Origin of the sequence: Gardnerella sp. KA00288, assembly GCF_049244085.1 — a bacterium.
Classification (GTDB): domain Bacteria; phylum Actinomycetota; class Actinomycetes; order Actinomycetales; family Bifidobacteriaceae; genus Bifidobacterium; species Bifidobacterium greenwoodii.
Genome location: NZ_CP058373.1, coordinates 1,372,071 through 1,384,579, shown reverse-complemented (window position 1 = coordinate 1,384,579; position 12,509 = coordinate 1,372,071). Strand labels below are relative to the sequence as shown.

Annotated in this window: 15 protein-coding genes and 1 pseudogene; 11 read left to right on the top strand and 5 right to left on the bottom strand. The window is 38.0% G+C overall.

Annotation, left to right across the window (positions count from 1 at the left end):
• Positions 1-43: 43 nt before the first annotated feature.
• Positions 44-370 (top strand): annotated as a pseudogene (locus HXT52_RS05430) (DUF3800 domain-containing protein); the annotation flags it as partial.
• 128 nt (positions 371-498) lie between these two features.
• On the opposite strand, the gene HXT52_RS05425 reads toward HXT52_RS05430, so the two are convergent.
• Positions 499-735 (bottom strand): hypothetical protein, encoded by a 237-nt coding sequence (locus tag HXT52_RS05425; protein ID WP_004135860.1) that lies wholly within the window; start codon positions 733-735, stop codon positions 499-501.
• 262 nt (positions 736-997) lie between these two features.
• Between HXT52_RS05425 and HXT52_RS05420 the strand changes: the two genes are divergently transcribed.
• Positions 998-1,264: a hypothetical protein gene (locus tag HXT52_RS05420; RefSeq protein WP_375169579.1), complete on the top strand. Its 267-nt coding sequence runs from the start codon at positions 998-1,000 to the stop codon at positions 1,262-1,264.
• A 4-nt stretch (positions 1,265-1,268) separates the two neighbouring features.
• Here HXT52_RS05420 and HXT52_RS05415 read toward each other — a convergent pair whose 3' ends face one another.
• Positions 1,269-1,772 carry a hypothetical protein gene (locus HXT52_RS05415; RefSeq protein WP_032841559.1) on the bottom strand — a complete coding sequence of 168 codons (504 nt, stop codon included), beginning with the start codon at positions 1,770-1,772 and terminating at the stop codon, positions 1,269-1,271.
• A gap of 193 nt (positions 1,773-1,965) precedes the next feature.
• Between HXT52_RS05415 and HXT52_RS05410 the strand changes: the two genes are divergently transcribed.
• The 6 genes from HXT52_RS05410 (at position 1,966) to HXT52_RS05385 (ending at position 5,371) form a co-directional block, all read left to right on the top strand.
• A complete protein-coding gene (locus HXT52_RS05410) occupies positions 1,966-2,706 on the top strand; it encodes a LuxR C-terminal-related transcriptional regulator (protein ID WP_421775872.1) in 741 nt (246 codons plus the stop codon).
• Positions 2,700-3,923 (top strand): histidine kinase, encoded by a 1,224-nt coding sequence (locus tag HXT52_RS05405; protein WP_102695034.1) that lies wholly within the window; start codon positions 2,700-2,702, stop codon positions 3,921-3,923. Before HXT52_RS05410 ends, HXT52_RS05405 begins: the two co-directional genes overlap by 7 nt.
• 273 nt (positions 3,924-4,196) lie before the next feature.
• Positions 4,197-4,490, top strand: a complete 294-nt coding sequence (locus HXT52_RS05400) for a DUF2089 family protein (protein ID WP_004134118.1) — start codon at positions 4,197-4,199, stop codon at positions 4,488-4,490.
• Positions 4,487-4,660: a hypothetical protein gene (locus tag HXT52_RS05395; RefSeq protein WP_004129684.1), complete on the top strand. Its 174-nt coding sequence runs from the start codon at positions 4,487-4,489 to the stop codon at positions 4,658-4,660. Before HXT52_RS05400 ends, HXT52_RS05395 begins: the two co-directional genes overlap by 4 nt.
• A gap of 118 nt (positions 4,661-4,778) precedes the next feature.
• Positions 4,779-5,090, top strand: a complete 312-nt coding sequence (locus HXT52_RS05390) for a type II toxin-antitoxin system RelE/ParE family toxin (protein ID WP_004129677.1) — start codon at positions 4,779-4,781, stop codon at positions 5,088-5,090.
• Positions 5,084-5,371 (top strand): addiction module antidote protein, encoded by a 288-nt coding sequence (locus tag HXT52_RS05385; protein WP_421775871.1) that lies wholly within the window; start codon positions 5,084-5,086, stop codon positions 5,369-5,371. The genes HXT52_RS05390 and HXT52_RS05385 overlap by 7 nt, the downstream gene beginning before the upstream one ends.
• A gap of 89 nt (positions 5,372-5,460) precedes the next feature.
• Here HXT52_RS05385 and HXT52_RS05380 read toward each other — a convergent pair whose 3' ends face one another.
• Together HXT52_RS05380 and HXT52_RS05375 are read right to left on the bottom strand one after the other, a co-directional pair.
• Positions 5,461-6,132, bottom strand: a complete 672-nt coding sequence (locus HXT52_RS05380) for an ABC transporter ATP-binding protein (RefSeq protein WP_421775870.1) — start codon at positions 6,130-6,132, stop codon at positions 5,461-5,463.
• 6 nt (positions 6,133-6,138) lie between these two features.
• Positions 6,139-8,337, bottom strand: coding sequence for a hypothetical protein (locus HXT52_RS05375; RefSeq protein ID WP_415704011.1), 2,199 nt, complete (start codon positions 8,335-8,337; stop codon positions 6,139-6,141).
• A gap of 589 nt (positions 8,338-8,926) precedes the next feature.
• Here HXT52_RS05375 and HXT52_RS05370 point away from each other — a divergent pair.
• The 3 genes from HXT52_RS05370 to HXT52_RS05360 are packed head-to-tail and all read left to right on the top strand — an operon-like array spanning position 8,927 to position 11,283.
• The gene (locus HXT52_RS05370; protein ID WP_004129675.1) at positions 8,927-9,388 is read left to right on the top strand and encodes a hypothetical protein; all 462 of its coding nucleotides are present in this window, start codon (positions 8,927-8,929) and stop codon (positions 9,386-9,388) included.
• A 34-nt stretch (positions 9,389-9,422) separates the two neighbouring features.
• On the top strand, positions 9,423-10,076 hold the full coding sequence (locus HXT52_RS05365) for a response regulator transcription factor (protein WP_308582999.1): 654 nt from the start codon (positions 9,423-9,425) through the stop codon (positions 10,074-10,076).
• Between the two features lie 34 nt (positions 10,077-10,110).
• Entirely contained in the window at positions 10,111-11,283 is a 1,173-nt protein-coding gene (locus HXT52_RS05360) for an exodeoxyribonuclease V (RefSeq protein WP_421775869.1), read from the top strand.
• A gap of 380 nt (positions 11,284-11,663) precedes the next feature.
• On the opposite strand, the gene HXT52_RS05355 is transcribed toward HXT52_RS05360, so the two are convergent.
• Positions 11,664-12,257 carry a hypothetical protein gene (locus HXT52_RS05355; RefSeq protein WP_415704013.1) on the bottom strand — a complete coding sequence of 198 codons (594 nt, stop codon included), beginning with the start codon at positions 12,255-12,257 and terminating at the stop codon, positions 11,664-11,666.
• Positions 12,258-12,509: the final 252 nt, after the last annotated feature.

Genomic DNA, 12,509 nt, shown 5'->3' with positions numbered 1-12,509 from the left:
ATTTATATTAAATACAATAGCTCATAAATATTTACATAATCTAATTTACGGAATGATAGTTATTGATGCTCGTAATAGTAAGCAAAATAAGCAACTTGATGATTTCCATTTTGATCTGCTTAATAATCATGACTCACATCGAGCTGATTATAACAATTTAATTGAAGGATTATTTATAGCAGCTTCGCATCACAGCGTAGGTGTACAGTTTGCAGATTTAGTTGCAGGAGCAGTTTATAGAAAATGCTCTAAAAGAGATTCAACTTTTTATAATATGATAAGAAATAACGTTCGTAGAAATAGTCAAGGTAAGGCGGAAGGATTCGGAGTAGTCGCCGTGCCTAATGGTAGCCGCATTATTGAAAATTGAAATAATAAAAATAGACGCCGTGTTGAAGATTAACCTCAAACCTGCAATATGGCGCAGTCACGGCGTAACGAAATTATATCATAAATTGCTTATTGTTTGCAATATTGCGTTTTAGTACCATAGCTATCTTACTCTTTGACTTCAAAAATAGTGCCTTCGTTTCGAGTCATCGTTGCTGTGCTTGCTCCGGTAGTTGCTATAAATGGAATAATAGCATTACTGTATTCGTGCATGAACTGTACAAAATCATGATTCCAAGAAATAATCGCAACGTACAAAATAAAGAATTCGAATGCTGTAAATATTGCCCACTTAAGAATCCAAATAAGCGTTTCTTTAATAAGTTTTATATAGTACTTGCTCATGAGTTGTTTCCCTTCCAATTTGCTGTTTTGTTTGTGAGCATTGTAGCTAATTCGCGTACATTGCTTCTCGTTCATACGTATTTTGTATTTCTAGTATAAATATTGCAATTTTTTGCAGCAATATGATGTACTCAAAACTCAGTACTCAAGATTGCGCGGAAAATGTTTGTAATTAGACTTAAAGCAACGCACAAATAAGTTGCGAATATAAGTTGCGAATATATTACAAATATAAGGAGATACAAACATGAATAGCACAAATATGGATAGTGAAAATACTGTCAATCAAACTAAAGAGCAGGAAGATAAACTTGCGGAAAATAGTAGCGAAGAGCTTTCGCAAGATGAAATTGATGAATTAGCTAAGCAATTAGAAGAATTCTTTACAAAATATATTGTGCTAGAAAATGGCTCTTTTGTTGTAAAAGATGATGCTATTATTGCAGACGGTTATGGAGATCGCATGGAAGATTTTCACAAAGCTGCAAAAGGATTTAACGTTGCAATAGAAAAGCAACATAAGCATTAATTCCTTAGAAATCGCTTTCATCAATAGGGTGACCTTGTGGGCGCTTTATTACTCGCCACAAAATCACCAATGTTAAAACGCCATTTGCAATTCCGTAGTAATAAATCCAAGGAACGTGAATAAGCCCACAAATAAAGCATGAAATAATATTTATTAAATTATTTGAGTAATTGTTGAGTATTTGCTTATTTTGTGATTCGACTTTTTTGCGTTCTTGCTCAAGAGTAATTATGTAATCTTTGTTGTTCTCTGTATTCTCAACGTCACTACTTATGCTGTTAGCGCCCGCGCCGCTAAGCTTAGATATATTATTTTCTATATACGCATTTTTTGCTTTAATAACGCTGTTGAGCAAGAAAAAATATGCACAAGAATACATTGCAACAGAAAGAAGTCCTAGAACAAGCCACAAAGCGAAAAGGTCAAAGCTACGCATAAAAGCAGCTGCTGAGGCAAACGCCATCGCAGCTACTTCTGCGGAGTGCAATACTACTAGTCGTTTTGTCATATAATCCTGCTGCAATCATTATTGAAAATGAATTTTCAACGCAACCAAAAGTCACATATTGTTACTTATTATAATCACATTTGATTTACATGCATTACTTGTAATCATTTATTACTACACGATTTGCTCTACTTTGCGCATGCTTATAAAGTAGAATATAAGAAAAGTAGCATAAGATTGCAAGAAAGCCATTATGCAAAAAACGTATGCAATAGTAGATAACGACCCATTAGTTTTAGCGGTTATGCGAAACGTGCTCAGCAAGCTTTTGCCAAGCGAGTACGCGTGCAAATGGTGCGTAAAATCAGGCGTGCAAGCTTTGGAATACTGCCAAGTAACAAAAACTACTCCAGATTATATTTTGATTGATATGTCAATGAAAGACATGTCTGGAGTAGACGTAATACGCGCAATTCGCGAAAAAAACAACAGCATTATTTTAATTGGTATGACTTCTTACGATTGTAGATCCTACGCTTCGATGGTTTCGCAAGTTGGCGGGCAAGCGATGGTTGCTAAAGACAATTTCAAAGGGCTAGCAGAAGCTTTGCAATATTGCGATAAGCAGAATGTGTATGGCTGCCGTTGCGTTAAAGACGTTGCTTACGATTTTGCTACACCGCAAGAATCTTTTATTAGGCTTTCTAAATCAAGGTCGCGCAGCGTTTTGCCGCCTCAAGAACTAAAAATCATGGATCTGCTTGCTAAAGGTTACACAACGAATCAGATTGCGGCTCAACTTGGCCTTATGCCAAACACTATTAACACGCATATTCATAGAATTTACAAAAAATTGCATGTTTCTAACCGAGTGCAAGCAATATCCGCGTTTGCTGCGATGCAAAATCGTGAGCAAGATAGCAATATGCAATATTTTAATGATTCGCCGCAGAATCATCCAAATCTTTTGCAAGAAACGGATAATGCATGTTAATGAACACATTTTCGCGCGTTATCGAGTTGGTTAAAAGCTGGAAAATTCAGCGAACTTTATTCATAATATTGGCGATTCTTGTAGTATCAATGGACGTGCAATCTTGCAATACAGCTGGTTTGTGGCATAACCCGCAGCAATCTGTGTGCCAATACGTTTGGATGTTTGCAACTTTTCTTATGATTGCTTTTCCGCGTCAAATATCACTCGTAACTCCGATTTTGTATTGTTTAACGCTAGCAATGCCAGGAGTAAATGCAACTTGCTTTCTTTTTTCATTGATTGCTAGCATGTTTGTTGCAGGCTTTTACGATTCGTGGAAGTATTTGCTTTGTGCATACATAGTTTCGCTGAATATTATGTACTTTGCAAAAATGGCGTACATTCCGCTTACTTTCCCTTGTTTTATTCTTATTTCCATGATTTGCGGTTACGCTTTGCGCAAGTATTTGACCATGTTGGAGGAAAACAGTCGCGCAAAAATGGATATTGTGCGCAGCGAATTCCAGTCTTATATTGCGTCTGTTGCATTGCAATTGCACGACGATGTGAACAATGAGATTACTGATATTACGTTGCTTGCAACGGATGCTTTATATGCTGAGAAAAGTGATCATACAAAAGAATCGTTAGAGCAGATTATTGAACATTCGCGTAATGCACTTTCCAAAGCGAGACTTGTTATCAGCCTGCTTGAGCAAGCTGAACAAAAGTATGATGATTCTTTAGATTCAAATATTGCTAGCACGCAGTTTATTTATGGTTCTAATGGCAATAATTGCATGACTTTGGCTGATTTTCTATGCAATATTCGCGCACGATTGCAATCTGAGCGTAAAATTTGCGAGCAGCTTGGGTATTATGGCTCTATAACAGTAAATGATGAAAGTTCGGGAAGTAACGATTTTGCTGTATCTGCAATCGTTAATGGCGAAAAAGCTCAATGCGCTATTCGCATGTGCAGCGAGCTGCTTACTAATATTCGTAAGCATTGCAGTACTAGCGTTGATTTTTCTATGAATGTTACGGTTGATGAGCGTGAATGCAAAATAATGTGCATGAATTCGATTTCGACGTTGAACAAGTTTGGCGAAAAGCTTGTTTTTGGCAAAGGACTACTATTCCACAAAAAATCTGTGGAACGCTTAGGCGGATCTTTAAAGGCGCAAAAAGATGATGACACTTGGTTGGTCAATGTTGTTATTCCGCTAAACTAACATCACTCAAATCATGAGTTATCGTGGCAAAAATTGCAAATTAGCAAAAATCACAAATCTAGCAAAAACTGCCACGATAACTACATGTTCTCATATGTTACGTAAATATATATCTTTATTATTTTGGCGACAAGACGGCAATTTTGGCGACATAAAAATGTCGCTTTGCGTCATATCTCTCATGCTCATGCTTGACAAACCCATACAGCGACTTTAATATTTTTAATAAAAGTTTAATTTAATTAAAGTTTATAGGCTGAAGAAAGGGGTGATATGGATCACATTCCAAGATGGATGGCTAATCTCACAGACGAAGACATGTCGTTTATAAAGAACTTTGTATTATCGTCTGGATCGTTAAAAGAAATGTCGCAAATGTATCAAGTCTCTTACCCAACGATGAGAATCAGGCTTAACAGGCTCATTGAAAAAATTCGAATAAGCGACAATGAACCAGAAGACCCGTTCGTTCTTTTAGTAAAGAGTCTTGCTATTGACGATAAATACGATGTTGACACAGCTCGAACACTCATAAACGAATATAGAAAAAGAAAGGATGAATCATGAGCTATGCATTATTTGGTCCGATAATTGACATTCTTATCGCACTTGTTATATGTGCTTTAGTGTTCTTTATTGCAAGAAGTCTTATTCGCTATGCGCATTCTCTTAAGAAGGACGATAAGTCGTCTAAGCAGTCTGCAGAAGATAAAAGAATTGCGTTACAGGACTTATAAAACACAAAAACCGAGTTATCGTGGCAGTTTTTGCTAAATTTGCAATTTTTGCCACGATAACTGATATGACTGTTTACTTATTATTGCAAAACTGTATCCTACAGGATAAAATATTTTTATGGAGATACTTAAAACAGATGAGTATCGCAATTGGATGAAGAAACTTCGCGATACGCAATCTAAAGCTCGAATTAACGCGAGGCTGAGATTATGTGAAATTGCAGGCAAGCCAGTAGGTGATTTGCATCCAGTTTGCAATGGCATTAGCGAGCTGCGTTTTACTTTTGGGCCAGGATATCGTGTGTATTTTGCGCAAAAAGGCTCAAAACTAATGCTGTTACTCGCTGGTGGAGATAAAAGTAGTCAAAGTAAAGATATTAAACAAGCAAAGATACTCCTTGCACAGTTAATTGAGGAGAAGAAATGGTAAATATAAGTAAATGGGATGCGAGTGAGTATCTTGAGAACGATGATGATGTTATTGCGTATCTCGATGCAGCAGCAGAACTAAATGATCCTTGTTTACTGCAAGCCGCTATAGGCGATATTGCAAAAGCTAGAGGAATGAAAGAAATTGCTCAAAAAGCCGAGGTTGGAAGGGAAAGCCTTTACAAAAGCTTAAGACGAGACGGCAATCCCAGCTTCCAAACTATTGCGAAGGTTGTTCAAGCATTAGGTGGACGTATTGCAATAGAACCAGCAAATGCGTGACGCACGCAGTTATCGTGGCAGATTTTGTTAATTTTGCAATTTTTGCCACGATAACGCGAAATTTAACAAGGGGAAGAGAAGCAATGCAACTACCGAGCTAGCGCCTCAATATGTAACACACGATCACATCGCTGAGCAATCAAAGGATCATGTGTCACTACAAGCAATGTCTTGTTATATTCTTTATTCATCGATTGCAATTGCGCAAACACTTTATCAGCAAGATCTCTATCAAGTGAACCCGTCGGCTCATCTGCCAAAATCAACGAGCCAGGTTTCATCATTGCACGAGCAATCGCAACTCGCTGCTGTTCACCACCAGAAAGCACAGCAATACGGTCATTTTTAGCATACTCAATATTGAGTTCAGCAAGAACTGCATCAATCATTTGGTGTTTAACAGACTTTGACTCTTTATTATATGCCATCGCAATCCACAAATTATCAAATACAGTTCGATTATTGAGCAATGCAAACGATTGAAATAAATAGCTAATATGATAACGACGTAACTTAGTAGCAGCAACAGAATTAATAGCTGGAAGTTTTTTGCCAGCAATCTTTATTTCACCTTTATCATAGGTTTCAAGCATGCCGAGAATGTTTAGAATAGTGGATTTTCCAGAGCCGGAAGCCCCCATGATTGCTAACGATTCTCCTTGTTGCACACTAAAACTAAGATTATGTAAAACCGGTCGATTCCCATATGATTTATAAAGATTGCGTACACTTATTAAAGGTTCAATACCATTGTTTTGCATTATCAACTACTCCTTTACCATAGAAGTAATGTGTTTATTACTCAAATAATATGTTTGTATCGTTAATAATATGAGTTCAATAATTGCCGAAATCAGCACATATATCATGCCAGAACGAGTCCGTTCAATCGAAGCAATAATAAAAAGCCCTCCTTGAACGATTCCCACAAGCAAGAATGGCATAGAGAATATGCGTAATAGCGAAAAACCAAGCAATCGTTTCACCGCAATACTTTCTTGATAGCATGCTGCAAACATAGCAATAATCGCTATAAGCAATATCAACATAAGCAGGGTAATAAGCAGAATTACGCTACCAAACAATTGCAACGTCTGCATAATCGTCTTTTGGTAGCCTGCAATGCATTCTCCTACTTGTAAGAATTGAAGATGATTATCATCAAGATGATACCGTGCAGTATAAGCGTCGCTCAGATATCGAGCTGCTGCTTGATCATTCAATTTAATGTAGCTATTGTCAAGGCCGCCAGCAAGTAATGATTCACTTTCAGATGCATTCAAATTATCGCTCGTCGCATAAAAAATAATAGGATCTTTTACCATAACTTTATGATGAATATCCGTAGACCAGTTAAACCACTCGCGAGAAGGATGATACGTGCGGAATGCGAATTGTGGATGCGCAGTAAACTTGGTCGAAACATCAGTAGACGTTAAGTTGTCTGACTCTTGAAGCCACTGCTTCATCGAAGTCTGCTCTTGAGGATTATACGTGTCGGGAATGAAGTAAATGCGCACGCCCTGACGAGCAAGGTTTTTGACCTCGTTATCTACAGTAAATCCTTGATCTTGCAAGTACTTAGGCGATGCCACAAACGACCAGAATGGCTTAGAAGGCACATGCTTATATACGCTACCGTTGCGCCAATCTTGTAGTATATCCGCATCAAAGAAGCTTGTGTAAATAAGCCTTACTCCTGGCTTATCCTCAATAGAACGATACCATGCAAAAGCATCTTTGGCATACTGCGTCGATTGACCAGATACCGAAGCACCATCTTGCCCTACGAGGTGGTGATACATAATTCTCTGGTTTAATACAGGATGCCACATACGAGCAACTTCCACACTTTTCGTCAACTCGCCTATTGGCCCATCTATGCTATGCACACCTTCTAATACGCATGTTGATGCAATAGCATAAACGAGTGCAAGAGCAATAAGCATACCGCGTTTGGTGATACGATTACGAATTGCATCTACTGGTTTTACAGAAATAATCATCAAAATGACTAATGCACTGAGGAGCAACACAACTGCAATAACTGGCAACGCTATAATCAGTGCCTGCATTAACAATTGAATATTCCATATAAATCCGTGAGTAAATAAACTCATCACGATACAAACAAGAGGATATACGGCGAGCGCTGAAACAAGCATCGGTATAAGGTGACGCAAAGCAAACGATGAACGTGACCAACCCAACAATAGGTAGCTTCCCAATGTTCTATACGAAAGATACCCATCAGCAATTATCGTAATCCCAAGAAGCAACACTGTTACAATGCAAACAATAGCAAAAGTAAGTTGATTAAAACTATTGGATCGTGCTATTCCAGATTTTCCACGTTGAAAATCTTGGTAGGTTGTACCAGCGATGCGAGCAGCTTGAGTAACTAATGCATGGTAGTCTCGATTGGAAAGTCCCACAATCCTGTAATCGCCAAGCTTTGTTTTACTATTGTTGACGAGGACATCTAATTGACGAACAACTAAACGCGAACCCTCAATGGAAATAGTGGGCAGATCAGCAAGCATGTCTGCTTTTGCCATATCAAGTCCAAGCGTTTTGTTACTTTCGCTGTGCAATAATTGCGTAAAGGCATGCGATGTCAGAATCGGCGTTCCGAGATATGACAAAGTAATCAAATCTTCTTTGCCTCGAGGATTGCCAAATATGCCAAGCTCAAAACCATCTACACCGGCGTCACTCGCTGCCAAGCGCATATCATTACGAACCACAAAAGCATTATGTTGAGCAACAGTATTCTTGAGTAATGCATAAATTTGATCAGCTTTGTCTTCTGTCACACCGCGTAATGAAAAAAGGCGACTCGTCTGCGGATATATAGCAATACAATCACCCAAGGAGTCGTTCATTTTTGTCAAACCTAACAGCGATGCAAATAATGCAAGCAGAAGAACAAGTGCGCATGACAATGAACGCAATAATCGAGACATCGCATACCCCTATGATAAGTTATTCATACATACAGATTATTTGCAATCCCAATATGCAGTAGCACATGGAACCAATGCCATGGAAACTACTAGTACTACTGTCGATGCAATACGTGAAATTTTTCTTCATCGTAAACCTCCAACTTATTTATTGGGGGGGGGGGCAATGTGTCTCCCACTAACATGATAGATTTACTTGTTTGTTGCGTCAACAAGAAATGTTAAGGATGCGTTTTAATCGAGTATTTGGACGCGTCTTTGCGCAGCAGATGTAAGTAGGCGGTTAATCTGTGATACATAGTGCTGTTTCGTTGTTATGTTATACGAGTTATCGTGGCAAAAATTGCAAATCCAGCAAAAACTGCCATGATAACTCCATAAGTATGCCTCTATTTAAGAATATTTCCAAAACGGAAATATTCTTAAATGTTGATTGTTGAGAATATGCAAACTGCTAATAGTAAAAGTTTTTTAAAAAGTTTTCTAAAAGCACTATCGTTAAAAATAGGTACGCCTATTTGTGTAGATAAAATCTGCACGTTAGTATGTTGGTAATTTACAAAACAAGAATCACGAGGAGGTGCTTATTATGACTAATCCTTTGCGCGGTATACGAGAAGAGGATATTGTTAAGTACTTTAAAGCGCATAATCTTTCAGTTGGCAAAACGTATGTGCTTACTATGAAGTACGACCCTTGGTGGAAAGATTTAATCAAACTATTTTTGTTACCTAAATTATTCTATGTAGCGCAAAGCGTTGTTGCGCGTATTATTGCTGCCACTAATAATGAGTTTATTATTGTTAATCCGAATGTCATTTTAGGCTCGGGTAATCTAGCTAAATTAGACGATAAGTATCTTCGTCGTATTGCGTGGAATCAACTCACTAATTTTGAAGTTATAAGTAAGCCAACAACTCAAATAATTCGTTTTACTGCGAATGGCAAAACCGAAGAATGGAGTGTGCCAACGGAAAGTGCTAGCGTATGGCACTTTAATGTGTACAATCTTGATAATTTGAGAAAAACAATACAATCGCACATCTCTTGATAAGTGGATTCCAAAACAAGATACCATATATTGTATGAACACTACCTACGCAATTGTTGATAATGACACGCTTGTATTGCGGTACATGCAACTTCTTCTAAAAAGTCGTTTGCCTGAAAACTTTGTTTGTGCATGGATGTGTTCTTCTGCAAAACAAGCTATTCATCGTTGCGTTACAGAAAATACTCCTGACGTACTTTTAGTAGATATGTCAATGAGAGAAATGAGTGGCGTTGATGTAATTAAGGCAATTCGCGAGCGCAATAGCAATATTGTTTTAATCGGCATTACTTCCTACATGTTAGATGAATACGTATTGCAAGTTGCTAAGTCGGGTGGTCAAGCGTTAATACATAAAGACAATTTATCAGACGTAGTTGCAGCTATCCAATCGCGCGCAACAAGCTACGGGTGTCCAGAATTGCCACAATATATTGACTATTTTCACACTCCGCAAGAATCATTTAATATGATTTCTCAACTTCCGAAGACTTCAGTTTTGTCTCCTCAAGAATCGGAAATTATGCGCTTGTGCAAACAGGGGTATTCTACGAAAGAGATTGCAGATCAGCTTAATGTGAAAGTTTCAACAGTCAACACGCATTTACGGCGTATTTATGGAAAACTTCAAGTTAAAAGTCGTATGCAAGCGCTCGCTGCGCTCGCAAAATACTCGCATGACATATAACGTGTAAGAAATTAACGTGTAAAAGTAGGTAGTTATGAAATTATTAACGCGTATGATCAATTTTTTGCCGCATGATGCTTGGCAGAAAATTGGAATTGGTGCAATCATAAGTTGTACTTTGATTCTTGAAATTTGTTCCTATAATAAGCTTCATTACTACTCTAATTGGCATGCAATTACGGTTGAAATAGTATGGATTGTAATCTGCTTATGCATTGCAATATGGCCACGTAAGGCATCTTTTATTGTGCTCATTTGGATGCCGTTGGTAATTATTGCGCCAAATATCAACTACTCATCTATGATGCTTACTATATTGATTTGTTTGGCAATTGCTGTAATTACTCAACCTTGGTACACTGTGCTTTCTTCTTGCGGGGTATCTTCATGGTTCTTTATTATATGCGATTTTCAAAACGCTTATGTGTTGGCGTGGTGGCTTCTTATCACTCTTATTTCTAGCGCAATCGTAAAATACTATATTGCTACTATTCACCAGCAACAGGAACAGTTATTTGCACAGCGTTACAACGTTTTTCAAAAATATACCACTATTGCAGCAATTCGCATTCACGATGAAGTAACTAATGAGCTTTCCAGCATTATGATGATGGCCCAACAATCTATTGAACCTCAAACAACTCATGAACAAGAGCATGAAAATTCGCGAGAGATTCTTCAACGTGCTACTACAACTGTTCATAGAGCACGTAATATTATTTCTCTTCTTGACAATGCTACAACTGCAAGCACTAGCGATGTTATGCAATCTACTACATGTTATAAAGATTTTTGCACAGGCTTACGTGTTTTATTTGACTGTGAGCAAAAGTCATTTGAAAAGCTTGGCTATATTGGTTCCATTGACTTGAGTAGTGATTTAACTGCTGAAGATTCTCGGTCAATCCATTTGCCTTTTGAAGAATGTGCTCAAATTGAATATATTTGCAGAGAACTACTTGCGAACGTAAAAAAGCATGCTGCAAAGCCTAAAGAATACGCTATGAATGTAATGCTTAATGACCATGAATGTCATATTACGTGTATAAATAGTGCGCAACGCGGTATTCTTGCTAACTTGCAATTAGGATATGGACTGCGTTTTCATAAGATGCTTGCGGAACGAGTTGGCGGAACTTTTAAAGTTATTGAAGATGGCGATTCGTGGATTATTAATGTACACGTTCCACTTCATGTAGAGAAATAGTTATTGTGCTTTCTTGCGCTTTAATCGAGTACTTGGATCTATTTCAATCGAGTATTTGGACGCTTTTCAATCTAGTATTTGGACGTATTTCGACCGAGTATTTGGACGCGTCTTTGCGCAGCAGATGTAAGTAGGCGGTTAATCTGTGATGTAGAATGCTGTTTCGTTGCTATTTTATATCGAGTTATCGTGGCAGTTTTTGCTAATTTTGCAATTTTTGCCACGATAACGCGTGATTTCGGCCGCGCGATATGGTCTAACTATTGTCGCGTAATCAGTTAAAAAATATTGCCTGTTCATCAACCTCGTCGATGCACAGGTAATATTTTCAAGACAACAAAATTTGGTAAATAATCTAAGTTTTGCGGCTAAATCGTTTACTATTTTGCTACGTCAAGAACTACTAGACGTTGTCCGCCATAAGTTCTGGCATCGAGACAAGTTTGAATAAAGTAAGCAGACTTAGGGAATTGGTCAACGTACTCTTTGAATACTTTTAGCAACTTATCCGAGCTTCCGCCACCCTCAAAGTCTTTATAATCCGCCACTTTGTAATCTTTGCCGTTTAATTTAACTGGCATGCCTTTTTGGAGTTTCTTTAATAAGATGCCTGAACTGTTCAAACGGTCAACGACCATATAATGGCCAGTATCAACCTGGAACCAGTCGTCTTGAAGAGTCCAGTGATAGAAAGCATCTTTCACGTAAGCCAACTGATCAGGATAAGCGTCCCAAATAACGCGTTTAGTTTCACCTAGGGCTTCCAAAGTACCTTCTTGTCCCTTTACAAAAGCTTCGGCGATTTTCTTTTTTGAGGCTTTTTTGACTGGTTTTGAATGTTTTTTAGTAGAATGACGGCTTATTTTTGTTGGCACTGGTTTGTTTGCTTTGGAGTTACCGCAGGCTGCTAGCCCAACCAGCGAGCTGAAGAGCACTACAACACAAAGTAATTTTTTATAAGTCATTTTCCCCATAAATGGACTTCTTTCTTCTTCTAGATGCGTCTAACGGATGTTAGTCATCTTTATAAACTTGAACTCCAACTTTAGTGCCTGCTCAGTTCAGTTCAAAAATCTTGGTTTGAACGTGAGTAGGAGTGACGGCACTGCTGATTTTTGCATAAACAAATCAACAAGACCGGTTCCTTTTCACATAGTGTAGCATAAAGGCTGAGTGACCTGTGTTATTTTTTGACTTCTAGCTTTTATATAGGATCTATTTTGCTG

What these genes read in the sequence shown, in the direction of transcription:
- HXT52_RS05360 (WP_421775869.1), top strand. Translation starts at nt 10,111, where the DNA reads ATGAAATTATTAACGCGTATGATCAATTTTTTGCCGCATGATGCTTGG.
- HXT52_RS05425 (WP_004135860.1), bottom strand. Translation starts at nt 735, where the DNA reads ATGAGCAAGTACTATATAAAACTTATTAAAGAAACGCTTATTTGGATT.
- HXT52_RS05380 (WP_421775870.1), bottom strand. Translation starts at nt 6,132, where the DNA reads ATGCAAAACAATGGTATTGAACCTTTAATAAGTGTACGCAATCTTTAT.
- HXT52_RS05405 (WP_102695034.1), top strand. Translation starts at nt 2,700, where the DNA reads ATGTTAATGAACACATTTTCGCGCGTTATCGAGTTGGTTAAAAGCTGG.
- HXT52_RS05365 (WP_308582999.1), top strand. Translation starts at nt 9,423, where the DNA reads ATGAACACTACCTACGCAATTGTTGATAATGACACGCTTGTATTGCGG.
- HXT52_RS05420 (WP_375169579.1), top strand. Translation starts at nt 998, where the DNA reads ATGGATAGTGAAAATACTGTCAATCAAACTAAAGAGCAGGAAGATAAA.
- HXT52_RS05400 (WP_004134118.1), top strand. Translation starts at nt 4,197, where the DNA reads ATGGATCACATTCCAAGATGGATGGCTAATCTCACAGACGAAGACATG.
- HXT52_RS05410 (WP_421775872.1), top strand. Translation starts at nt 1,966, where the DNA reads ATGCAAAAAACGTATGCAATAGTAGATAACGACCCATTAGTTTTAGCG.
- HXT52_RS05375 (WP_415704011.1), bottom strand. Translation starts at nt 8,337, where the DNA reads ATGTCTCGATTATTGCGTTCATTGTCATGCGCACTTGTTCTTCTGCTT.
- HXT52_RS05390 (WP_004129677.1), top strand. Translation starts at nt 4,779, where the DNA reads ATGGAGATACTTAAAACAGATGAGTATCGCAATTGGATGAAGAAACTT.
- HXT52_RS05395 (WP_004129684.1), top strand. Translation starts at nt 4,487, where the DNA reads ATGAGCTATGCATTATTTGGTCCGATAATTGACATTCTTATCGCACTT.
- HXT52_RS05385 (WP_421775871.1), top strand. Translation starts at nt 5,084, where the DNA reads ATGGTAAATATAAGTAAATGGGATGCGAGTGAGTATCTTGAGAACGAT.
- HXT52_RS05415 (WP_032841559.1), bottom strand. Translation starts at nt 1,772, where the DNA reads ATGACAAAACGACTAGTAGTATTGCACTCCGCAGAAGTAGCTGCGATG.
- HXT52_RS05355 (WP_415704013.1), bottom strand. Translation starts at nt 12,257, where the DNA reads ATGGGGAAAATGACTTATAAAAAATTACTTTGTGTTGTAGTGCTCTTC.
- HXT52_RS05370 (WP_004129675.1), top strand. Translation starts at nt 8,927, where the DNA reads ATGACTAATCCTTTGCGCGGTATACGAGAAGAGGATATTGTTAAGTAC.